Source organism: Klebsiella sp. M5al (genome assembly GCF_002090195.1).
In the GTDB taxonomy this organism is placed as follows: domain Bacteria; phylum Pseudomonadota; class Gammaproteobacteria; order Enterobacterales; family Enterobacteriaceae; genus Klebsiella; species Klebsiella grimontii.
In genome coordinates, this window is record NZ_CP020657.1 from 4,894,667 (window position 1) to 4,917,624 (window position 22,958).

General features: G+C 54.2%; 23 protein-coding genes. 14 read left to right on the top strand and 9 right to left on the bottom strand.

Features of this window, described 5'->3' with window-relative positions; genetic code table 11:
* Positions 1 to 22 precede the first annotated feature (22 nt).
* The 5 genes from BWI76_RS23460 (at position 23) to BWI76_RS23480 (ending at position 4,774) form a co-directional block, all read left to right on the top strand.
* Entirely contained in the window at positions 23 to 1,252 is a 1,230-nt protein-coding gene (locus tag BWI76_RS23460; RefSeq protein WP_004135030.1) for an amino acid permease, read from the top strand.
* Positions 1,253 to 1,368: 116 nt separating this feature from the next.
* On the top strand, positions 1,369 to 2,241 hold the full coding sequence (locus BWI76_RS23465; RefSeq protein ID WP_024358566.1) for an aldo/keto reductase family oxidoreductase: 873 nt from the start codon (positions 1,369 to 1,371) through the stop codon (positions 2,239 to 2,241).
* Positions 2,242 to 2,629: 388 nt separating this feature from the next.
* A complete protein-coding gene (locus tag BWI76_RS23470) occupies positions 2,630 to 3,331 on the top strand; it encodes a flagellar brake protein (RefSeq protein WP_004135026.1) in 702 nt (233 codons plus the stop codon).
* A gap of 4 nt (positions 3,332 to 3,335) precedes the next feature.
* The gene (locus tag BWI76_RS23475) at positions 3,336 to 3,920 is read left to right on the top strand and encodes a helix-turn-helix transcriptional regulator (protein WP_024358568.1); all 585 of its coding nucleotides are present in this window, start codon (positions 3,336 to 3,338) and stop codon (positions 3,918 to 3,920) included.
* A gap of 137 nt (positions 3,921 to 4,057) precedes the next feature.
* A complete protein-coding gene (locus BWI76_RS23480; protein ID WP_004135019.1) occupies positions 4,058 to 4,774 on the top strand; it encodes an EAL domain-containing protein in 717 nt (238 codons plus the stop codon).
* 57 nt (positions 4,775 to 4,831) lie between these two features.
* Here BWI76_RS23480 and BWI76_RS23485 read toward each other — a convergent pair whose 3' ends face one another.
* The 7 genes from BWI76_RS23485 to BWI76_RS23515 all read right to left on the bottom strand — a co-directional run bounded on the left by BWI76_RS23485 (position 4,832) and on the right by BWI76_RS23515 (position 11,886).
* Positions 4,832 to 5,482 carry a fimbrial protein gene (locus BWI76_RS23485; protein ID WP_004135017.1) on the bottom strand — a complete coding sequence of 217 codons (651 nt, stop codon included), beginning with the start codon at positions 5,480 to 5,482 and terminating at the stop codon, positions 4,832 to 4,834.
* 14 nt (positions 5,483 to 5,496) lie between these two features.
* Entirely contained in the window at positions 5,497 to 6,492 is a 996-nt protein-coding gene (locus BWI76_RS23490) for a fimbrial protein (RefSeq protein ID WP_084402811.1), read from the bottom strand.
* Positions 6,483 to 8,969: a fimbria/pilus outer membrane usher protein gene (locus BWI76_RS23495; RefSeq protein WP_004135013.1), complete on the bottom strand. Its 2,487-nt coding sequence runs from the start codon at positions 8,967 to 8,969 to the stop codon at positions 6,483 to 6,485. Before BWI76_RS23495 ends, BWI76_RS23490 begins: the two co-directional genes overlap by 10 nt.
* A gap of 11 nt (positions 8,970 to 8,980) precedes the next feature.
* Entirely contained in the window at positions 8,981 to 9,682 is a 702-nt protein-coding gene (locus tag BWI76_RS23500; RefSeq protein ID WP_004135011.1) for a molecular chaperone, read from the bottom strand.
* Between the two features lie 124 nt (positions 9,683 to 9,806).
* A complete protein-coding gene (mrkA, locus tag BWI76_RS23505; RefSeq protein WP_004124717.1) occupies positions 9,807 to 10,412 on the bottom strand; it encodes a type 3 fimbria major subunit MrkA in 606 nt (201 codons plus the stop codon).
* A 394-nt stretch (positions 10,413 to 10,806) separates the two neighbouring features.
* On the bottom strand, positions 10,807 to 11,529 hold the full coding sequence (locus BWI76_RS23510) for an ArsR/SmtB family transcription factor (protein ID WP_004135009.1): 723 nt from the start codon (positions 11,527 to 11,529) through the stop codon (positions 10,807 to 10,809).
* 39 nt (positions 11,530 to 11,568) lie between these two features.
* A complete protein-coding gene (locus BWI76_RS23515; protein ID WP_004135007.1) occupies positions 11,569 to 11,886 on the bottom strand; it encodes an antibiotic biosynthesis monooxygenase family protein in 318 nt (105 codons plus the stop codon).
* 382 nt (positions 11,887 to 12,268) lie between these two features.
* Between BWI76_RS23515 and BWI76_RS23520 the strand changes: the two genes are divergently transcribed.
* Positions 12,269 to 12,478 (top strand): YdgH/BhsA/McbA-like domain containing protein, encoded by a 210-nt coding sequence (locus tag BWI76_RS23520; protein ID WP_014226701.1) that lies wholly within the window; start codon positions 12,269 to 12,271, stop codon positions 12,476 to 12,478.
* Positions 12,479 to 12,872: 394 nt separating this feature from the next.
* On the opposite strand, the gene BWI76_RS23525 is transcribed toward BWI76_RS23520, so the two are convergent.
* A complete protein-coding gene (locus BWI76_RS23525) occupies positions 12,873 to 13,763 on the bottom strand; it encodes an EamA family transporter (protein ID WP_004134552.1) in 891 nt (296 codons plus the stop codon).
* 80 nt (positions 13,764 to 13,843) lie between these two features.
* Between BWI76_RS23525 and BWI76_RS23530 the strand changes: the two genes are divergently transcribed.
* Positions 13,844 to 14,350: a MarR family winged helix-turn-helix transcriptional regulator gene (locus BWI76_RS23530; protein WP_024358574.1), complete on the top strand. Its 507-nt coding sequence runs from the start codon at positions 13,844 to 13,846 to the stop codon at positions 14,348 to 14,350.
* A gap of 83 nt (positions 14,351 to 14,433) precedes the next feature.
* Here the strand turns inward: BWI76_RS23530 and BWI76_RS23535 are convergent, their stop codons facing one another.
* Positions 14,434 to 14,895 carry an Lrp/AsnC family transcriptional regulator gene (locus BWI76_RS23535; protein ID WP_004134548.1) on the bottom strand — a complete coding sequence of 154 codons (462 nt, stop codon included), beginning with the start codon at positions 14,893 to 14,895 and terminating at the stop codon, positions 14,434 to 14,436.
* Between the two features lie 149 nt (positions 14,896 to 15,044).
* On the opposite strand from BWI76_RS23535, the gene BWI76_RS23540 reads away from it, so the two are divergent.
* The 7 genes from BWI76_RS23540 (at position 15,045) to BWI76_RS23570 (ending at position 22,958) form a co-directional block, all read left to right on the top strand.
* Positions 15,045 to 15,656 carry a LysE family translocator gene (locus BWI76_RS23540; protein ID WP_004134546.1) on the top strand — a complete coding sequence of 204 codons (612 nt, stop codon included), beginning with the start codon at positions 15,045 to 15,047 and terminating at the stop codon, positions 15,654 to 15,656.
* A gap of 534 nt (positions 15,657 to 16,190) precedes the next feature.
* The gene (locus tag BWI76_RS23545) at positions 16,191 to 16,796 is read left to right on the top strand and encodes a tyrosine-type DNA invertase (protein WP_004134544.1); all 606 of its coding nucleotides are present in this window, start codon (positions 16,191 to 16,193) and stop codon (positions 16,794 to 16,796) included.
* A gap of 442 nt (positions 16,797 to 17,238) precedes the next feature.
* Entirely contained in the window at positions 17,239 to 17,865 is a 627-nt protein-coding gene (locus BWI76_RS23550) for a tyrosine-type DNA invertase (RefSeq protein WP_004134542.1), read from the top strand.
* 464 nt (positions 17,866 to 18,329) lie between these two features.
* Entirely contained in the window at positions 18,330 to 18,875 is a 546-nt protein-coding gene (gene fimA / locus BWI76_RS23555; protein WP_004134540.1) for a type 1 fimbrial major subunit FimA, read from the top strand.
* Positions 18,876 to 18,947: 72 nt separating this feature from the next.
* Entirely contained in the window at positions 18,948 to 19,487 is a 540-nt protein-coding gene (locus BWI76_RS23560; RefSeq protein WP_004134538.1) for a fimbrial protein, read from the top strand.
* Between the two features lie 35 nt (positions 19,488 to 19,522).
* A complete protein-coding gene (locus tag BWI76_RS23565; RefSeq protein WP_049087098.1) occupies positions 19,523 to 20,248 on the top strand; it encodes a fimbria/pilus periplasmic chaperone in 726 nt (241 codons plus the stop codon).
* A gap of 73 nt (positions 20,249 to 20,321) precedes the next feature.
* Complete coding sequence (locus tag BWI76_RS23570) at positions 20,322 to 22,958, top strand: fimbrial biogenesis usher protein (protein WP_049099813.1); 2,637 nt, start codon at positions 20,322 to 20,324, stop codon at positions 22,956 to 22,958.

Sequence of the window (22,958 nt, forward strand, 5' to 3'; positions counted from 1 at the left end):
TTCTGGTTGATAAAGTCGCATAATGTCTAAAATTTGGTCTAAAGAAGAAACTCTCTGGAGTTTCGCCTTATATGGCACTGCTGTAGGCGCTGGCACGTTATTCTTGCCGATCCAACTGGGATCCGCGGGCGCCATTGTTCTTTTCATCACCGCGCTGGTCGCCTGGCCGTTGACCTACTGGCCGCATAAAGCACTGAGCCAGTTTATTCTCTCCGCCAACATCGCCCCGGGCGAGGGGATTACCGGCGCCGTTAACCACTACTACGGTAAAAAGATCGGCAGCCTGATTACCGGTCTCTATTTCCTCGCCTTTTTCGTGGTCGTGCTGATCTACGCGGTCGCCATTACTAACTCGCTCGCGGAGCAGCTATCCCGGCATGTCCCCATCACCTCGCAGGTACGGGCGCTGCTCAGCCTGGCCGTCGTGCTGGTGCTGAATCTGATCTTTTTAATGGGCCGCCGCGTCACCATCAAGGTGATGGGCTTTTTAGTCTTCCCGCTGATCGCCTGTTTCCTGTTCCTCTCCATCTATTTAATGGGTAGCTGGCAGCCGGCTTACCTGACCAGCCAGATGCAGCTGACCCCGCACACGTTCCACCAAATCTGGATCTCCATTCCCGTGATGGTTTTCGCCTTTAGCCATACGCCGATCATCTCGACTTTTGCTATCGATCAGCAGGAAAAATACGGCGAGCAGGCCATGGGTAAATGCAAAAAAATCATGAAGGTGGCCTACACCCTCATCTGCGCCAGCGTGCTGTTTTTCGTCTTCAGCTGCCTGCTGTCGATACCGGCGGGCTATATCGAAACCGCGCGCAATCAGGGGGTCACCATTCTTTCCGCCCTGTCGATGATGCCGGGGTCGCCGGCGTGGCTGGCGGTCACCGGAATTATTGTAGCGGTGGTGGCGATGTCGAAATCGTTCCTCGGTACCTATTTTGGCGTGATTGAAGGGGCCAGCGAAATCGTCAAAACTTCGCTCGCCCAGGCGGGTATTCGTAAAAGCCGCGCGTTCAACCGGGCGATGTCGATCCTGCTGGTATCGACGCTGACCTTCGCGGTGTGCTTTATCAATCCCAATGCCATTTCAATGATTTACGCCATTAGCGGCCCGCTTATTGCGATGATCCTGTTCATCATGCCGACCCTCTCCACGTACCTTATTCCGACGCTGAAGCCCTACCGCTCGGTGGGTAACTTCATTACCCTGGTTGTCGGTTTGCTCTGCGTATCGGTGATGTTTTTTAGCTGATCCTTTCTCTGCGGCGAGTGTCTTGCTCGCCGCACGTTCTGCCAACATTCTCATCCCCCCAATCTCCCTGACGGACATACACTGATCCCTTGCATACCATTAGAGCAGGGGTTTATATGTCCAGCGTAAAATTATCCGGTACCGCAACGTTAGGCGATCGTCAGGTTTATCGTCTGGGATACGGGGCGATGCAGCTTGCGGGGCCCGGCGTCTTCGGCCCGCCAAAAGATCCGCAAACCGCTATCCGCGTCCTGCAGGAAGCGGTCGAGTCGGGCGTCAATCATATCGATACCTCCGATTTTTATGGCCCGCACGTCACGAATCAGCTCATTCGCCAGGCGCTGCATCCCTATGCCGACAATCTGTGCATCGTGACCAAAGTCAGCGCTCGCCGCGATGAAAAAGGCAACTGGCTCCCCGCGATGTCTCCCGCGGAGCTCACTCAGGCGGTGGAAGATAATCTGCGCAATCTGGGCCTTGACGTGCTCGAGGTGGTGAATCTACGCAGTATGCTCGGCACTCACGGCCCGGCAGAAGGGTCGCTGGAGGAGCCTTTATCCACCCTGCTGGAGCTTAAAGAGCGCGGGTTGATTCGCCATATCGGGCTGAGCAACGTTACCGCCAGACAGGTGAGCGATGCGCAAAAAATGACGCCCATCGTCTGCGTTCAGAACCAATACAACGTGGCGAACCGTCAGGATGACCCGCTTATCGACGAGCTGGCGGCGCAGCATATCGCCTGGGTGCCCTTTTTCCCGCTCGGCGGCTTTACGCCGCTACAGGCCCGGGAGCTTAACGATGTCGCCGCTTCGCTGGACGCGACCCCGATGCAGGTGGCGCTGGCATGGTTGCTTCAGCGCTCGCCGAATATCCTGCTCATTCCGGGCACCTCTTCGCTAGCGCATCTGCATGAAAATCTCGCCGCCGCGCAATTAACGCTTCCGCCTGAAGCGCTGGCCACCCTCGATAATCTCCAGCCCCACGCCTGATTTCAGGCTTCTGCGGATGGATATTCGCAGAAGCCTTCATCTCAATATTTGCCTGGAATTACCTTAACGCCGCTGGCACTATACATCCTACAAATTAGGCGTTATCTGCTTTATTCTCTTGCGGATAACCCTATGCAAAGCATAGCTTTATACTTTTCCGACTGGCCTCCTAATTGGAGGCTTCTGTCGTTTTTGTCTCGCCAAAATTTTCGGAGTCTTGATTACAGGAAAAACAATATCTCATTCAAAGATTATACAAATCAATTTAGCTGCAAAGATAGCTAACAACATCAAACGCTCATAAAAACATCTGGTTAACACAATCAGAATGTTTGCATTGCTATATAAAAAATCAACCACACACAATAACAATTTACAAGGATTGCACATGACAGAGGGAACGATAAAGACCAGTAAGTATGAAATCATTGCTATTTTCAGGGAAGAGCTCCGAAAGCAGGCGGAGATAGAAGTTTTTGTTAATAACAAAAGCACTATTACCCAGCTAGCGCGGGTGGATTTTGCCGAGTTTCATATCTTAACTACCAGCAAAATCCCCACCGGGCATAAAGTTAAATTTATTCTGCATAGCGATTCAGGAAAAATCGAGTTTTGCTCCACGCTAAAGAAAAGCTACGCCGGCGGCGAAGGAAAATGCCGCAAGGTCGCTTTTACCTTGCCGGAATGTATCCAGGTGGTACAACGTCGGCGCGATCCCCGATTCCGTTTGCGCCACGAGCACGAATTCTTCTGTCACGGTCGACATAAAAATGGAGAAAACTATCTATTCGAAATCAAAGACATTTCGGATGGCGGTTGTGCTCTGATGACCAAGAGCCCCAATCTGAAATTCCTCAGCCATAACGCCATCCTTAAGAACGCCATTCTGGCCCTCGCTGAATATGGCGAAGTGACCGTAGATTTAGTTATAAAAAACGTTGTCATGGTGACGTTAGATGATAACGAGGAGTCGGATAGCTACTACCAAATTTCCTGCCAGTTTAAATTTCGTCATCTTGATAACAAGAAGAGAATAGAGAAAGTGCTGCTCGACTTGATTATGGAAGCCAAGAGAAAAAAGAGAGTCTGAACCATTGGACAGTATATTGCTTTACACTGATGATAATATCATCGGACAATCAGTTCATGATTACTTGATCGATCACGCCACGGACATCACGACCCTGAACTTTCAGGATATAGTGAAAGGAGTCTGCGCTCCCCCGACAGCGACCGTTATTATCAATATCATCCATAAAGATATCTCAGCGGCCACAACGGTTGCCTTACTGAACACTTTGCGCAATCGCCTCGCGCATTGCGCCATGCTGGTTCTGATAGTCAAAAGCGAGCTTTCCAGCCTGTTCCGGGAACTGCTTGATCTGGAAAACCTATTGATTCTCACAGAAAAATCCTCTTTGTCAGCGTATTCAGCCATCCTCAGCAGGCCCTTAACCGCCGAGGGCTGCCAGGGTCTGTGCACCCGCAGAAAGCTAACCGCCAGGGAGCTTCAGGTGCTGGAGTTAATAATTGCCTGCAACAACAATAAAAGGATTGCAGTGCTTCTCGACATCGATCATAAAACGGTCCACAGCCATAAGGTACATATTATGAAAAAACTAGGAATGAATAGTTCGCGGATAATGAACAAAAGCATAGTCAATATGTATCAGTGTTAAAACTAAAAATATGTGGGTGACCAATCAAAGCCGATAATTTATTGGCAACAAGCCATTAATAATCATTCCCATCGGCAGAAAGGTCACCTATAATATCCCCCTCTCTTTACCTCTGACCATATTTTTGACGAGAGATAATGAACGCCACTCTGTTTTCCGACCATAATTTATCACGTAGCGATATATCCGTTCGTTATGTCTTTCAAAAAATGTTTTCCCCAGAAGGTACGCTCGTCGCCGTGGAGTGCCTGAGCCGTTTTGACCGCATGTCCATATCGCCGGAAAACTTCTTTCGCTACGCCAATACCGGATTACGTGAAAGCATTTTTATGGAACAGCTGGCACTCATTGAAAAACATAAACAGTGGTTTAAGCAAAATCGCATCTCGGCGACTATCAACGTTGATGACCATATACTTAACGTATTGCTACGCCCGGAGATTAAAGCGCTCGTCAACCATATCGGCTGCGTCCATTTTGAAGTTACCGAGAACTCCAATAAATTATTAAATAATGCACTCGCCGCCTGGAGCAATCCGCAAAGCACCACGCTCTGGCTTGATGATTTCGGTTCTGGCAACGCCGGTATTAGCGCCATTCGCGACTATCATTTCGATTATGTCAAAATCGATAAAGACTTCTTCTGGCTTTTAATGCAAAAAGATTCCGGCCGACCGTTAATGGATGCGCTGGTCACCTTTCTTGCCCGCAACCACCATAACGTAATTATTGAAGGCGTAGAAAGCGAAGCGCATAAGGCGTGGTTACAGGGGATGGAGTGGTTTGCTATTCAGGGACACTACTGGAAAGAAGTCAGCATTGAACAACTGGTTAAAGAAGGTCTCACCGTTTAAATAAATGCCGGATGATTCCGGCATTTATTGTAACATTTGCGCAAGACCATCAACCCTTCAATTATAAACAAGTTCCCAGGTCGCCCAGCTGGTCAACGGACCGCTGGTTGCTTTTTCCGGCGCTGGCGTAACGTAGCCAATGTAATAGGTAAATACGCCGCCATCCACCGCTTTTTCTACCAGCGGCACCCGGTTTTGTAAGGGGTCGGCGGGAACAATTTTATTGCTTTTATCCAGCGTATTATTGTCATTAGTCGACAGCGCGAGGAAAATATGGCTGGCGCCGTCCGCCCGCGTATTCCTCAGATAACCAGCATTTTCATTGCTGACCGCATTGACCGTAAATCCGTCAACCCAGCGCACGTTAACCAGGTGGATCGCGTTTTTATCCGCCGCGCCGCCGCCGTGTCGCAGCTGGCAGTTCGAGATCTCCAGCGTGAAGGGCTGCGGTTTCATAAATGCCCCGGCGCCCCGTTCGTGGACTTCCGCCAGGCTGACCGGCGCCAGCCAGACGCTGCCGCTCCCGGCGTTGTTGCCGCCGTTAAGGGCCACGCTGCATGAGATATCGGTAACCCGTCCGGCAAAATCCACCCGTCCCCGATCGTAGTTGGTCTCAAAAGCCGACGCCGGGGAGGCAATCAGCATCCCGCTTATCAGGGCCAGTTGAATGAGTCGTTTGCTATTTTTCAATTGTGCTGAATCACGCATACCCGCCTCCCGAATTAATCGTACGTCAGGTTAAAGATCATATGCGACTCCACCTCACCGGTACTGGTGGTCGGCGCATATTGATAGAAGCGCGCGTGCAGAGGCAGGGTGATATAGCGCGTTTCTTGCGTGCGCAGCGTCCCGGCGCTGTATTTCTTATTGAACTCCAGCGGTACGCCATCCTTCAGAACCTGAATACCAATCCCTTTCGCCAGCGAGGAGCCGGCTTTTTCGTTCAGTAGCGCGCCCCGGCTCACCGTAGTGCCGCTCGCCAGCGTACCGGAGAAAGAGGTCTGGATATTGGCGTATCCCGACTCGCTTAGCCCGCCGCTGCACTGCAGCTCAATATTAAAATCCTTCCCGCCCGCGGTGGTGCCGACGCCGTTAAGATCGCTGCGCTTGATGGTGCCGACATCGACGTTCATATTTTTGCCGCTCAGGATGGTACATGAGGGCGATACCACGGTGATGGCGTTGGCGCTCAGGCGGGTTTCGAGGATCGGGTTATTGCCGTTCTCCCAGTCATAAGAGGTGTACTTACCTGCCGCCAGGGTACCGCTGCCGGTCACGCTCGCGGTTTTAATCACCTCCAGCGTAAAGCGGGAGCCTTCCAGCGAATAATTCGTGGTCCTGCTAACGTAGCTCGAGTAAGCGCCAGGATAGATGATATTGACCGTCGCCCCGCCGCGGCTAAACCGCAGGCCGATACCTGGCACGTTGGTGGAATAAATTTTATTGCCCAGATCGGTCGCCCCGGGGGCGACGATTTTGGCCACAAAGCGGTTAGTGCCGCTGCTACAGCTATAGCTGGCCCCGCCCGGCGCCGACATTGTCCAGTCGCGGGAAACGATCACCGACCCTACCGGCAGATCCGGTGGAACCACCACCCGGCCCACTACCATGTCGAGGCTTACCGTCGGCTGCGACAGGCGCGTACAGTACGCCCATGCCGACGTGATCCCCATCGCCATTAAGCCAATAAAAAGCGTCATTTTTTTCATTAGCGACATAGCGTTTCCTTTGTTTTTTCCTGACTTAATTCCACCGAGCACTGTCCGCCGCTCCACTTAACCGTGGCCTTCGGCGCGCTGGCGTCGCTGATAAACATCATGCTGCCCTGCCCCACCACGCCGATCTCTTTCCCGGACGGGTTGTAAATCGTCGCGGCGAACGGTAGCGGCAGGCCGTTTGCCTGGCGCGCCTGCAGAGTGATGTTGTTCTGCAGCGTAGTATCGAAGGAGACCTTGACCACGCTGCCTTCCCACGGCACAACCTGCGCCACGGTACTGCCGAAGGCGACATCGTCGTTGCTGCCTTTCGGGTCAATCTCAACGGCGTTAATCCGGTAAGGCCGCAGATACGGCAGAATGGCGTAGCCGTTGCTATCGATACGGGTCCCCGGCGAACCAGGCAGCATCGCGCCCGCGGCGTCTTTCGCTTCGATCAGCGCCATGGTGGTGCCGCTTTCCGGCGAGAATACGACGCCGTGCTGATGCGCGATCAGCGTCCCGCTGGCGCCCACGCCGCTCTGGCGATAGCCTTCACCCTGGCTATAGCTGCCGTTCAGCGTCGTCCATGGGGTACGGTAGCTGCCGTTCAGCGCCACATCGTGCTGGCCGCCGGTGGAGGTGGTCGTCGACACGCCGTAGTTGAGGTTGTTTTCGCTATCCAGCGAACCGTTGACGCCAATCTGCGAACTGGCGAAACGCGAATTATTAAACGAGGTATTCGACGTCAGGTTAGCGGTGCGGTTTTCACCGAACCACAGCGGGTAGCTAAAGTTGAGAGAAACGCGATCGTCGCGGCGGTGGCCGGAACTATCCGGGGTATAGACGCGCTGGGCGCTGACCGACCACGAGAGCCGACCGTACATGTTGTTGTAACTAAACTGATACTGCTTTTCCGTCCCCGAACGGTTCCAGTAATCCGCTACCCGACCGCTCAGGTAAAAGCCGCCCCAGCCGTCCGGCAGGTTCTGGTTGACGGTAAACGTCATCCCGTTTTTCTGCCGCCATACGGTGTAGTTGCTGCTGTAGTTCTTCTCCTGATCGACGGCGTACAGAGCGTCGTTCAGGTTGTAGTAGCCTTTGGTGGAGTAGCGATACGCCGCCAGCACGATGCTGGTCTGGGTTTCGGTAAACATGCGGTTAAAGGTGGCGCGATAGCTCTGGCCGTGCTCGTCGAGGGTATCGCTCTTCAGCCGCGAATGGGTGACGTCGAATGACAACGCGCCGATGCCGGTATTCATCCCGGTCCCCAGCAGGAACGCCTGATAGTCATCAAATCCGGTGACGCCGGTATAGCCGGTGAACAAGTTATTGATACCGTGCTGCCAGGTTCCCTGGTAGAGCATCGGTTTATTACGCAGCGAACTATCGTCGACTTTACCGGCAGAGAGCGCATAGCGGGTCATCCCCGGACGCAGCAGCTGCGCCACCGAGGCGTAAGGCACGCTGAATACCTCGACCGAGCCATCGGCCTCTTTAACCGACACTTCAAGGTCGCTACCGTAGCCGGAAGGATACACATCCTGCAGGGTAAACGGCCCCGGCGGCACCGTGGTCTGATAGATAATATTGCTGCCCTGGCGCACCGTCACCAGGGCGTTGCTTTGCGCCACGCCGCGAATTTCAGGGGCGTAGGAGCGCATCCCGTCCGGGAACATATTGTCATCGGTCGCCAGATTGATCCCGCGCAGGCCGATGGTGTCAAAGAATTCGCCGTTGGTAAAAATCTGCCCGCCGCTGACTATCGAGTTAATCTGCGGAATCGGCCGCTGCAGATAGGTCTGGTTGCTATTCCAGTGCGCTTTCCCCTGCTGCTGCTGCCAGTTCAGGTTACCGATATGCTTGAGCAGCCAGCCGTCCCACGACAGGCCCGCGTTAACGCCAAGATACGCGCTGCTGTTATCGGAGCCGTTGGCCGAGGAGATATGGCTGTTCCAGGCGTTGGCCATCCAGCCTAAATTCAGCGCCGCAACGCCTTTATCCCAGAATTCCGGGCTGACAAAGTTTTTCAGGCGCTGATCTTCGTAGATTTGCGGTACGGCAATATCCAGTCTCAGGGAGGACTGAATCAGCGTGTCTTTGACGTTGGCCTCGTTGCGCCACTCCTGCAGGCGTCCGCAGAAGCCCGCTTTTTCGCTGAGCTGCGGGTTAAACTTTTCCGGCGAGATCCCATATTGCATCAGCATCGCTTTGGTGTAGCAGATGCCCATTTTGCCATCTTTACCGGCGGTGATTTTCAGATCGTAGCGCCCTTTCCACTCGCCGTTGGTATACACATCAAGGGAGTAGACGCCTTCGCTAATCGCGCTGGTCGAGAAACGCGACAGGTCGACCTTTTCGCGACTGCCGACGATAAAACCATCGTTAAACTGATAGATCGTTCCCGGGTTTTCCTGTCCGCTGGAAAATGGCGGAAAGCAGCACAGCGCAACCGCGATAGCCGTGCTTAATCTTCCCGGGCAGATTGACCTCTGCTTCATGATCGTTTCCCTTATTTGACGGTAACTTTCACTGCGACATCTGCGCCATAATCATTAATGTTGTTAACGGTCAGGATCTCGCCTTTGCTCACTGCGGAAGAGAGGGCGATGGTCTGGCTGGACTGTGGGGCAAACATGACCGTTTTGCTGTTGAGCGCTTTGCCGCCGTTACGGGAGATACGGCTTACGGTGATATAAAAGGGCGTCGGGTTACTGACGGACAGGCTGCTGCCGTTAGCGGAGAGCGCTAATTTCTCTGCCGCGGCGTCGCGATTGCCTAATCCGCTGGGACGATAGATAAACTTAAAGCGCGAACGAATCGCCAGCTGCAGAATATTTTGCCCTTCATTCTTCTGGCTGGCCTCAACCGGCGGTATTTCCAGAAGGTTCAGCCACCACAGCGTCTCTTTATCTTTCGCGAGACCCGCGCTGCTGCCGAGTTTAATACGCAGAGTCTGACCGCTTTTCGCATCTACGCGGGAAATAGGCGGCGTGATAATAAATGGCGTGGTAATGGTATCCGGCGTCGCGTCGGCATTACCGTTGTCCAGCCAGGCTTGCGCCAGCGCCGGACGGTCGGCGGTGTTAGAGAGCTGCACCGTTATTTCTTTTTCATTTCCTGGATAAATAAAGCGGGTGCCGTTGACAATAATATTATTGGCGTGGGCCGCAAAACTAAAAATGAAACAGAAAAAAAGGGCAATACGCTTCATGCTGACCTCAGAATAAAAAATAAGCGGCAGCAGTGGCCGCTTTATTATTGTTGTATACCCTGAATAATTTGAATGACGGGTATAAACCGCCCCGGCGCGAGGCGGCTTTATCTCTCAGTCGATATTACTGGTAGGTAATTTCGTAAGTCGCATAGCTGTTAACCACACCGGTGGTAACAGTCGTCGGGGTGCTGGTCGCGTAGCCGACGTAGTAAGTGAAGCGCGCGCCATCCTGAACGGCAGATGCGTCGCCGACCGCTTTAGGCTGAGTGCTGTCGCCCGGGATGATTTTTTTGGTCAGCGCGGTCGCGTTGTCGGTAGACAGAACCAGCTGGATATTCTTCGCGCCAGCGGCTTCAGTGTTAGCCAGGTAGCCCTGCTGTTTAGCGGTTGCGCCAGCCAGCAGGTTACCGCCGGTCCAGTTCACGCCCAGTTTGCTCACATCATCCTGTTTAGTACCATCAGCAGCCTGGCAGTCAGAAACATCGATGGTGAAAGATTTCGGTTTCAGATAGGTATCCGCCGCGGCAGCTTTAACTTCAGTTAAAGTAACCGGAGACAGGTATACGTTCGCATCGCTGCCCTGGCCGTTTACGGAAACAGTACAAGATACGTCGGTAACTTTACCGAAGAAATTAACCTGACCGCCGCCTACATTGGTATCAGCAGCATTTGCAGCCATACCAAAAAACGCAGTCGCCATTGCAGCAGAGAGAAGAACCTTTTTCATTGCCATTTCCTTGTCAGAGTGAATTAAGTATCAATGAGCAAACAGTTAATTCGCACAAAAGTCAGAAGCGATTTGCGATGCTCACTTGTGCAACTGTTAATAGAAACTTCGACTGACCGGAAGCCGCAATATTTAAGGCGTCAGGAACGAATTCAATGAAAGAATTCGTCGAGGCTGTCGGCGTCAAAGAATGCTATTTTTCGCTGACAAATATACATATGTTCACGAGCTGTTAATCAATATAACAGATAGCTCACAACTATTAATTGTGGGGGATTGATAGCAAGAAACAAAGGCATTGTTATTTACATTGAACGGAGAAAGGCGATATGGAATTAACAAAACAGCAACTTATCTTGCCATAAAAGGCTATTTCTCCCCATAGAGAACACGCTTAATTAATCATCCGCGACGATCTTTCCGCCAGCTGAAAATGCAGATGCAACGCGCGCCACCCTGCCGGCGTAATCGTCACTTCGCGAAATCCCGCGGTGGTGGTAAACCAGCCTTTCTGCAGACCGTGCTGCAGCAGCGCCGCCCCAGCCGCCCCGCCAAGGTGAAAGCGGCGTTCGCTCCAGTCCAGACAGCCGCAGCACGCTTTACGCCGCGAGGTGCGCTTCACCGTCACCCCCAGGCGGGCAAAATGCGTTTCTCCGGCGGGCGTCAGGGCCGTACCGTCAGGCGCTATCCACGCTTCGCGCAGCATAAAATCATATAGCGATACCGCCACTTCTCCGGCCAGATGATCGTAACAGGTGCGCGCAACGCGCAAATTCACCGGCGTGCTGGTTGAGAGCGTCACCGCGCGCTTGCCGGCCATGGTCATCATATTCTCCAGCAAATCGGCGACGTCGCTACCGGCCAGACGGTAGTAGCGATGGCGGCCCTGGGCCAGGCAAATCAATAAATCGCTGTTGACCAGGCGGCTAAGATGCGCGCTGGCGGTCGAGGGGGAAATATCCGCCACGGCGGAAAGCTCGGTGGCCGTCCACGCCCGGCCATCCATTAAGGCGCAAAGGATCTTTAGCCGCGAGGCATCGGCCATCGCCGACGCCACTGTCGCCATCGCCTCGGCCAGCGACTCGTCGTCTTCAATCAGCTCAACAGGTTTTAACATAGCGCCTCGCTTATTTTCCCCCCGCAAACCGTAGCCATATTACAGGGGATCGGAATGGGAAGAACGGTATTCGCGCAGCATCTGAGCCACCCGAATGTGATAACAGGCGAAAATACTCTCCCGCCCCTCTTTCTGCGCAGCCTGATGGCAAAGGTTGCGTTTCCATGCCAGCACCGCGTCCTCATCCCGCCACCAGGAGAGCGACAGAATTTTCCCCGCCGTGCTCAGACTTTGAAAACGCTCAATGGCGATAAAGCCGTCAATGTTGCTCAGCAGCGGCTTCAGCTCTGCCGCCAGCGCCAGGTAACGCTCCTGGCTCGTCGGAGTGACCTCGGCTTCAAAGAGTACTGCAATCATTTCGTCGTCCTCACGCAATCAGTGTGAGAGTCACAGTAGCTTTTTACCCGAGCCCAATGCTTCGTTGACGGGCGAAATATAGCCGCCCTATTCGCTCAAAAAGCGCCCATTGCATTCACAAAAACAATGATTAATGAGCCGAAGCAGGAAAATTGCGTTTCTGGTCAGATTATTTTCCGTGACGAAAAACACGTTCACGCTAACTCATCCATTTGTTTTTATTGAAAATAAAAAACAAAAATTTAGTCACCCGTCATCCTGTCGTCATAAAAATGTGATCTTAATCGCACTTTTTGCAACGCACGTTATAGTTAGCAGCCTTATTATAAGTCCATCGAAAGCAAACACGCTTTCCACCATAAAAGTTAAAAGGATAAACACCATGAAAAACGTAAAATTACTTGCCGCTGCCGGTATGCTGTCTCTGGTCTCTTTCGCTAGCTTCGCTCAGCCTGTTAGCGTAACCGCAGACACTCTGGACAACGCCGAAGCCAAAATCGCCGCCATTGCTAAAGATCAGGGCCAGTCATACCACATTACCGAAGCGTATACCGGTAATCAGGTTCATATGACCGCCGAGCTGTCTAAATAACCGAATGGTTGCAGAGGGAGCTGCCGGACAGGTCGCCTGACGGCGGCTGGTCTGGCTCCCGCCACATAATAAGCACGCAGCAATGTCGAGCCCCTTAATGGGGCTTTTTTTGTTGCTGGCGAACAGTGAACCCACAGCCCGGGCGGCGAGTTCGCCGCCGTCTGCAGTCCGGTAGCCCGGACAGATGCGCAGCATCGCCTCCGGGAAATTCAGCGACTCTGCGCTCTGCTCCCGGGGGCGGCGCTTGACGCGCCTTGCCCGGGCTACAGGTTTATTACCGTCTGCAGTCCGGTAGCCCGGACAGATGCGCAGCATCGCCTCCGGGAAATTCAGCGACTCTGCGCTTTGAACCCGGGGGCGGCGCTTGACGCGCCTTGCCCGGGCTACAGGTTCATTACCGTCTGCGATCCACTACGGCTCTCTTATTCGATAACGCACGCTGAATCGACAGCACGCTGAGCAGCACAATCACCAACCCTACCAGCGCCATTCCCTCAATTTTTTGTCCAAGGAAGATCCAGCCTAATAGCACCGCCGTCACCGGACTCAGCAGGCTCATCGCCGACACCGCCACCGGGGAAAGGCGGCCGATGCCGCGAAACCACAGGCCGTATGCCAGCATCGCCCCGGCAACGCACAGCCAGAGATAGCCCGCCGCCTGAGTCAGCGTCACATGGTGCAGCGGCGGATCGACCAGAAACGCCATCGGCGCCAGTACGATACCGCCAATCAGCAGCTGCCAGCCGGTTAGCGCGACGACCGGCAAAGCGATCGCCCAGCGGCGCGATAGCCAGGTTCCCAGCGCCATACTCATCGCCCCCAGAAATGCGGCGGTAATCCCCAGCGGTTCAAGGGTGGTTTGCGGTGACAGCAGGAGCATCGCCATCCCTGCGATCCCCATCAATGCCGAGAGCACCGCCAGCCAGGGCGATCGCTGACGATCGACGCACCAGGCCAGCAGCATCACCAGCAGCGGCTGAATGGCGCCGATCACCGCCGCCAGACCGCCCGGCAGCCGATAGGCGGCAATAAACAGCAGCGCCTGAAACGCGCCGATATTGAGGATCCCGGTGACGATCAGCTTCCACCACTCGGCGCGCAGCGGGAGACGGCGGCTCCAGATCAGCAGAGCGATCCCGGCCGGCAGAACCCGCAGCAGCGCGGCGATAAACGGCCGATCGGGCGGCAGAAACTGCGAGGTCACAATATAGGTGCTGCCCCAGATGACGGGCGCCAGCGCGGTCAGCAGTAAATCAACGATCAAATTACGTGAAACAAAGGCCATGATTTTATCTTCACATCAAGGTAAATTGTGGCCTAAGTATGTACCGACAATTATCTTGATATCAAGACAAGTGAGCATTAATGGACAAATCACCGCAGACCGACGCCGTGGATCGCATTCTTGAACAGTGGAAACGGGAGCGCCCCGATCTCGATTGCAGCCCGATGGGGCCGATCGGCCGCCTGAAACGCTGCACGATGCTGCTGGAGCCGCGCATCGAAGCGGCCTTTGTGCGCCACGATCTGGTGCGCTGGGAGTTTGATATGCTGGCGACGTTACGCCGGGCGGGCGATCCGTTCATGCTGTCGCCAACCCAGCTCTTTTCAACGTTAATGATCACCTCCGGCACCATGACCCATCGTCTGAAGGCGCTGGAAAAACGGGGCTTGATAAGCCGCCAGCCGAACCCGGAAGATGCCCGCAGTATGCTGGTGGCGCTAACGCCAGCGGGACGAGAGCTTATCGATAAGGCGGTGGAAAGCCACGTGGAGAATGAGCGGCAGCTGCTGAGCGGGCTTTCCGCAACGCAGCGCCAGCAGCTGGATGAAGCGCTGACGGTTTTTATGCGCCTGCTGGAAAAGGGTTAACCCACGCCGGCCTGGAATAAGTCGCTGACATTGTTGCCATTATTTTCCCGGAGGCGATGCTGCATCTGTCCTCCGTGTTACGCTCACCCCTTACCGAGCGGAAATGGGCGATCCTGCACAACCGTCTTCATCACCAGCGTAGAGCGCAGGTGCTGCACGCCCGGCATCGCCGAGAGCTTGTCATCATACAGTTTCTGGAACGCCGGGAGATCGCGCGTCACCACGTGCATCAGGTAGTCCGGATCGCCAAACAGGCGCTGCGCCAGCACGATCTGCGGGATCTCTTCTACCGCGTCCTCAAACGCGCTCACCGCTTTCTTATCGCCTTCTTTTAACGTCGCGAAGACAATCGCCAGGAAGTTGAAGCCCATTTTGGCCGGATCCAGATTGGCCCGGTAGCCGGTAATGACGCCTTCCTGCTCCAGCGTCCGCAGCCGTCGATGACAGGGCGAAAGGCTGAGATTCACCCGCTCGGCCAGCTCGGTTATCGACAGTCGCCCGTCGGCCTGGAGCTCAGCAAGAATTTTTCGATCGATGCTATCCATTTGGAATATTTTCCCTCAGAAGACCGCTTAAGAGCATAACATTGAAAGCTCATTGCGCAATAAACTCGATATTCTTTCCCTCAAACAACCGCCGCTTAACGAGGGAAAATGATGAGAAACTGCCGTTACCACGCAGAGGTGCGCTGACCATGGAAATGAGCTTTATCGCCAGCTTTTGGCTGGTCTCCTTTCTGCTGATCATCACGCCGGGCGCTGACTGGGCCTATACCATCAGCGCGGGAATCAACGGACGCCGCGTGATACCCGCCGTCGCGGGACTCATGTCTGGCCACCTGCTGGCCACGCTGATCGTCGTCGCCGGAATCGGCGTGTTAATCGCCGGCCACCCGCTGGCGCTGTCGACGATTACCCTGCTGGGCGCAGGCTATCTGATGTGGCTGGGGATCGCTGTTTTGCGCCATCCGCCAACGCCAGGCAGCCAGCAATACAGCGCGGATAGCTGGAATCGCTGGGCGATTAAGGGGCTATGCATTAGCGGTCTGAACCCAAAAGTCTTTCTTCTGTTTCTGGCCCTGCTGCCGCAGTTTACCGACCCCCAGGGGAGCTGGTCTCTGGCCCAGCAGATGTCGGCGCTGGGCGGTATACATCTGGTGACCTGCACGCTGGTCTATTTACTGGTCGGCTACGGCGCCAGAGCGCTGTTGGCGACCCGGCCTCAAATCGCACGAAAGGTCAGTATGGCTTCCGGCGTGATGATGGTCGCCGTAGCCACCCTGCTGTTCGTGGAGCAGTTGAGGTAGGGGGAAGTATAAGGCGTGAGCGGCCGGTCTGCTCTCGCCACTGCGTTATTAAAAAAACGCCCCGCTTCACGGCTATTTTTTCATCAGCCATAACCTCACTTTAAATTAGCCCACACGCGACTCCGGGATCCTTATCAGCCTCATTTTTGATTATGCGCCCTTCCGATATAATCCTCTTAGCAGCAGCTAAGGTTTATCTCACTTTAAATAAAATAACTCTTACCATCCGCCAGAATTCTTGTGCTTCCTGTTCCCCCTATTCATAAGAAGATTTTTGCAGTATGGTTAACAATATTAGAAGTTATATACTGCTGTATACCCACTTAAGGAGAAAACAATGAGCAGGATATGGGCCCTATCCCAAAGAGTAACGCCAAACAAAAATATAAATATAAAAACTGCCTATCCAAAAGAAGTCACATCGCTTAAATATTGCCCGCAGCAGCAATAAATAATGCACATGCAGACGAGCTTAATCATTACCTGATAACGGCCAAAAAATGCGTTAGCCGACTGCATAATAAAGGGAACTCAATGAAAAGCAATGCTATTTTAAAAAAAAGGAACTTCCTGACTCACAACGAAATTGAGTCATTACTCAAAGCGGCCAACAGTGGCGCACATGCCACGCGTAATTATTGTTTGACATTATTGTGTTTTATTCACGGATTACGCGCAAGTGAAATATGCCGCCTGCAAATTTCCGATATCGACCTCAGTTCTAAATGCATCTATATTCACCGCCTCAAAAATGGATTTTCGACAACGCATCCTTTGTTGAATAAAGAAATCCGTGCATTAAAAAACTGGCTACAGGTCCGCGCCGCATACCCGCAATCCGACAGTGAATGGCTATTTCTTTCGCGAAAAGGTAATCCTCTGTCTCGCCAGCAGTTTTATCAGATTATTTCCGCATCTGGCGATAATGCCGGGCTATCGCTCGAAATTCACCCGCATATGCTCCGCCATTCATGTGGCTTCGCCCTGGCCAATATGGGCATTGATACTCGTCTTATCCAGGACTACCTGGGTCACCGCAACATCCGCCATACCGTATGGTATACCGCCAGCAACGCTGGCCGTTTCTATGGTATCTGGGACGAAAGCAGAGACAGACAGCGGAGCCCTGTTCTGCCGTAGCACTCGATGCCAAGGATGGCGTCAAAATAACCAACTGGCAGCGGCAAACATTAAAAAGATAACCATACGCTGTTTATGATTATTGTTCCGGCAAGTTCACAGTTCAGTGATGATTTATCTTATTAACACCCCACGCATAACCCTGGATATAAATGCATCAACACTCATCCGTTTAAAATACTCGCAACCATATTTTTTCCTTTCATTTTTATACACCTGAAAGAGAACCACGACGCCGATGTTGTGGCTATCAATAAAATCTATAAGAATAAGATTTACTATCTGACAATATTCTGCGCCGCAGCCGCTATATAATGTCATTATTCAACTATGATAATCCCCTTCATATAATACGTGATTAACCTTACGGATTATTTGTGAGCGCCCCCAGCGGTCAGCTGGGTCGTGTTAATTTTCAAGATCATATCAGGAGTTATTTATTGTGAACCGACGTCGTTTTCTTACCGGTAAAGAAGTACAGGCGATGATGCAGGCAGCCCGTCATGGGCAAACGGGAGAGAGGGATTACTGTCTTATCCTGCTCGCTTTTCGTCATGGTATGCGGATTAGTGAATTACTCGATCTGCACTATCGCGACCTCGATCTGGTCGAAGGCCGCATCAATATTCGACGGCTGAAGAATGGATTCTCCACCGTACATCCCCTGATGATCGATGAATGTGACGCCATCAGGTGCTGGAGCCAGTTACGCGCCGCCTGGAAAGGCGCGCAAAAAACCGATGCGCTGTTTATATCGCGACGCGGTACCCCGCTTTCCCGTCAACAAGCCTACCGAATTATCCGAACCGCCGGCATAGACGCAGGGACGGCAACGCATACTCACCCGCATATGCTGCGCCATGCCTGCGGTTACGAGCTGGCGGAGAGAGGAGCGGATACCCGCCTTATCCAGGACTACCTCGGCCATCGAAACATTCGCCATACCGTACGCTATACGGCCAGCAACGCCGCGCGATTTGCCGGACTCTGGGAACGCCATAACCTGATGGAGTTGAATTTACAAAATCAGAAAGTTGAAAATAAGAATTTGATAAATAAGGGAAAATAACTTACCGAACAGGTCAATTGGGGCCAAACTGTGTGCATCATAAAAATATTCAGTAACCTTTTGCAACCACCGAATGTATCAAACAGAGCATGAAAATCAATATCACATTGATTAATCATGACTTTTTATTTTAATTCTTTTTCAGAATCTCTCTTCTCTTCGCTGGCCATCCTTTCTGACGATGCGTTGCCGATAGCCATCCATGGCTCGTTCATGCCTTATTATTTCAACTTATTATATCGGTAAAATTTAAAAAATAAGCTTAAAACTCTAAATACGTAACCTCAATATCAAAATTTAAGTCAAATTCACCAATGAGTCAAAATGGCCCCAAATGTCTCATTGTTTGGGTGAAAAACATGCAGAACCGCAGCCGAAAACTTCGGCTGATACATGAAATACCTGGAGGTCATGATGACGGCCAGATCGGTTCGTAATCCCGATATTGTACAAAGGAAAACAACATGAAGATCAAAACACTGGCAATGGTTGTTCTGTCAGCCCTGTCTCTGAGCTCCGCGGCGGCGCTGGCCGACACCACGGTTAATGGCGGCACGGTGCATTTTAAAGGGGAAGTCGTCAACGCAGCCTGCGCCATTGACGCGGGTTCAATCGATCAGACCGTTCCAATGGGCCAGGTTCGTTCGGCAAAACTCGCTACTCCAGGCAGCACCAGTACGGCTGTCGGTTTCAATATTCAGCTGAACGATTGTGATACCACCGTGGCCACCAAGGCCGCCGTCGCTTTCACCGGTACCGCAATTGACAGCACCAACACCACCGTACTGGCGCTGCAAAGCTCCGCGGCAGGCAGCGCGAATAACGTCGGCGTGCAGATTTTGGACCGTACCGGTACGCCGCTGGTGCTGGATGGCGCGACCTTCAGCGCAGCTTCCACCCTGAACGATGGCACCAACGTCATCCCGTTCCAGGCGCGCTACTATGCGACCGCTGCAGCCACTGCCGGTACCGCTAACGCTGACGCGACCTTCAAAGTGCAATACCAGTAATTCATTCATCAGGCAGGGAAGCATATCGGGCCAGGAAGGCCCGTTATCCATAACGGAACTCGGGTGATAACGATGCAAAGGATGAAGTCAGGTCTGTTGATATTTTTGCTCCCATCGCTGGCGCTGGCCGGTAATCAATGGAACGTCACGCTGCCCGGCGGAAATATGCGCTTTCAGGGCATCATCATTGCCGAGTCCTGCCGCGTTGAAGCTGGCGACCAGCAGATGACGGTCAATATGGGACAGATCGGCAGTAATCGGCTTCATTCAGCCGGGGAAGATACGAATCCGGTTCCCTTCGATATCCACCTGCAGGAGTGCAGCACCGCAGTCAGCGAGCGCGTTGGCGTGGCGTTTCACGGCATCGCCGATGGTAAAAACCCGGACGTGCTCTCGGTCGGTGAAGGACCAGGAATCGCAACCGGCGTGGGCGTTGCTCTGTTTGATAAAGATGACCATCTGATCCCACTAAATAGCCCTCCCGCCGCGTGGACAAAATTGTATACCGGGCTAACCACGCTGCACTTCGTGGCGAAATACAGGGCAACAGGGCATCAGGTCACCGGAGGCGCAGCCAACGCTCAGGCCTGGTTCTCCCTGACCTACCAGTAATGAATCAGCAGACGAACCGAAAACAGGAAAAGACGGTGACGATAAAAGGGGTAAACGTGAGAACAACACGGGCGATAACGCGCGGTTTACTGGCGGGGGCGCTGATGATAGCCACCATGGGATTTACCGCTCGCGCCGAGGCTGGCGTGGCGCTGGGGGCGACCCGCGTCATCTATCCTGCCGGACAAAAACAGGTTCAGCTGGCGGTCACCAACAACGACGGAAAGAGCACTTATTTAATCCAGTCATGGGTGGAGAATGCCGACGGCGCGAAGGATGGCCGCTTTGTCATCACCCCGCCGCTGTTCGCCATGCAGGGGAAAAAAGAGAACACCCTGCGCATCATTGATGCCACCAACAACCAGCTGCCGCAGGATCGGGAAACGCTGTTCTGGATGAACGTCAAGGCGATCCCGTCGATGGACAAATCAAAGCTCAGCGACAACACCCTACAGCTGGCGATCATCAGCCGCATCAAGCTCTATTACCGCCCGGCAAAGCTGGCGCTGCCGCCGGATCAGGCTGCGGAAAAGCTGAGGTTTCGCCGCGGCGCAGGCACGCTTACGCTGATCAATCCCACCCCCTACTACCTGACGGTCACCGAACTCAACGCCGGTACCCGAGTGCTGGAAAATGCGCTGGTTCCGCCGATGGGTGAAGCCAGCGTTAAATTGCCCGCCGATGCCGGTCGCGAAATTACATACCGGACGATTAACGACTACGGCGCGCTGACCCCGCGGATACAGGGCGCCACGCAATAACTGACGGGAGGCCACGTCCTCCCGGAAATAAAAATAAGAACTGACAGCCGGGCGACTTTGGACCGGAGGGACTATGTCACATCTGAAATATGGACTCGACGACCTGGACTCCGAGCGTAAAAGCAGCCACGGGCCGGGGAATACGCGCGCTTTCGCTCAAATCACGCTGGCTCTGTTACTTGCCGCACCGATCTTTTCTGTGCAGGCGGAGCTCTATTTTAATCCGCGTTTTTTAGCGGATGACCCTGCCGCCGTGGCGGATTTATCAGGATTCGCCAGCGGCCAGGAGGTCCCTCCGGGAACCTATCGCGTCGATATTTACCTCAATGACGGGTTTATGACCACCCGCGATGTCACTTTTAATAGCGGAGAAAACGATCGCTCGCTGGTCCCCTGCCTGACGCGCGGACAGCTGGCCAGCATGGGCGTCAACACGTTATCCATTGAAGGGATCGGCGCTCTGGCATCCGATGCCTGCGTACCGTTAACCAAAACCATCAAGGACGCCACTACCCGCTTCGATGTCGGCTTGCAGCGGCTGTATCTGACCGTACCCCAGGCGTTTATGGGCAACCGCGCCCGCGGCTATATTCCGCCCGAGCTCTGGGACCACGGGATTAACGCCGGCCTGCTGAACTACAACTTCACCGGCAACAACGTGCACAACGACGTTGGCGGCAGCAGCAATTACGCGTACCTGAACCTGCAGAGCGGGCTGAACCTTGGCGCCTGGCGCCTGCGCGACAACACCACCTGGAGCTACAGCAGCGGCGGCAGCTCGTCGACCAGTGAAAACAAGTGGCAGCACATCAATACCTGGCTTGAACGTGATATTACGCTGCTGCGCTCGCGCCTGACCCTCGGCGACAGCTACACCAACGGCGACGTCTTCGACGGCATCAACTTCCGCGGCGCGCAGCTTGCCTCCGACGACAATATGCTGCCGGACAGCCAGAAGGGGTTTGCCCCGGTGATCCACGGCATTGCCCGCGGCACCGCTCAGGTATCGGTGAAGCAGAACGGCTATGAGATTTACCAGAGCACGGTGCCGCCCGGCCCGTTCACCATCAACGATCTCTACTCCGCCGGCAATGGCGGCGATCTGCAGGTGACCATCAAAGAGGCCGACGGCAGCAGCCAGGTCTTCACCGTCCCTTACTCGTCCGTTCCGGTGCTCCAGCGCGAGGGCCATACCCGCTATGCCGTCACCGCCGGGGAGTACCGCAGCGGTAACGATCGGCAGGACAAACCAAAGTTCTTCCAAAGCACCGTAATGCGTGGTCTCCCGGGGGGCTGGACGCTGTACGGCGGCACCCAGCTGGCGGACCGCTACCGCGCCTTTAACCTCGGCGTCGGCAAAAATATGGGGGAGCTGGGGGCGCTGTCGCTGGATATCACCCAGGCCAACGCCACCCTGCCCGATGACAGCGAGCGTCAGGGGCAGTCGGTACGTTTCCTCTATAACAAGTCGCTGACGGATACCGGCACCAATATTCAACTGGTGGGCTACCGCTACTCGACGCGCGGCTATTTCAGCTTCGCCGACACCACCTACAGCCGGATGAGCGGCTACAACGTCGAGACCCAGGACGGTGTGATGCAGATGAAGCCGAAGTTCACCGATTACTACAACCTCGCGTACAACAAGCGCGGCAAAGTACAGCTCAGCGTTACCCAGCAGTTGGGGCGTACCGCCACGCTTTACCTGAGCGGCAGCCACCAGACCTACTGGGGAACCAACAGCGCCGACCAGCAGCTCCAGGCCGGGCTTAACGCCGCCGTCGACGATATCAACTGGACCCTGAGCTACAGCCTGACCAAAAACGCCTGGCAGCAGGGTCGTGACCAGATGCTGGCGCTCAACATCAGTATCCCGTTCAGCCACTGGATGCGCTCCGACAGCACCTCCGCCTGGAGAAACGGAAACGCCAGCTACAGCATGTCCAACGATCTGAACGGCAGGACCACCAGCCTGGCGGGGCTGTACGGCACACTGCTGGAGGACAACAACCTGAGCTACAGCGTACAGACCGGCTACGCCGGCGGCGGCGATGGCAACAGCGGCGGCACCGGATACGCGGCGCTGAATTACCGCGGCGGCTACGGTAACGCCAACGTCGGCTACAGCCGCAGCGACGGTATCAAACAGCTCTACTACGGCCTGAGCGGCGGCGTGCTGGCCCACGCTGATGGCATCACCCTGAGCCAGCCGATGAACGACACGGTGGTGCTGATCAAAGCCCCCGGAGCGGATGGCGTGAAGGTAGAAAACCAGACCGGGGTACGGACCGACTGGCGCGGCTACGCCGTTCTGCCCTACGCCACCGAATACCGGGAAAACCGGGTGGCGCTGAACACCAATACGCTGGCCAACAACGTCGACCTTGATGATGCGGTGGTCAGTATTGTGCCCACCCACGGGGCGATTGCGCGCGCTGAATTTAAGGCCAGCGTCGGCATGAAACTGCTGATGACGCTGACCCACAACGGTAAACCGGTTCCTTTTGGCGCCATAGCCGCCGCTGTCGATAGCCAGAATAGCAGCATCGTCGCCGATAACGGTCAGGTCTATCTGAGCGGAATGCCGATGGCGGGCAAGGTGCGCGCGAAGTGGGGAGACGGGCCCGATGCCAGCTGTGAAGCCGACTACCGTCTGCCGCCGGAAAGCCAGAACCAGGCGTTAAGCCAGCTGTCGGCAGCGTGCCGCTAA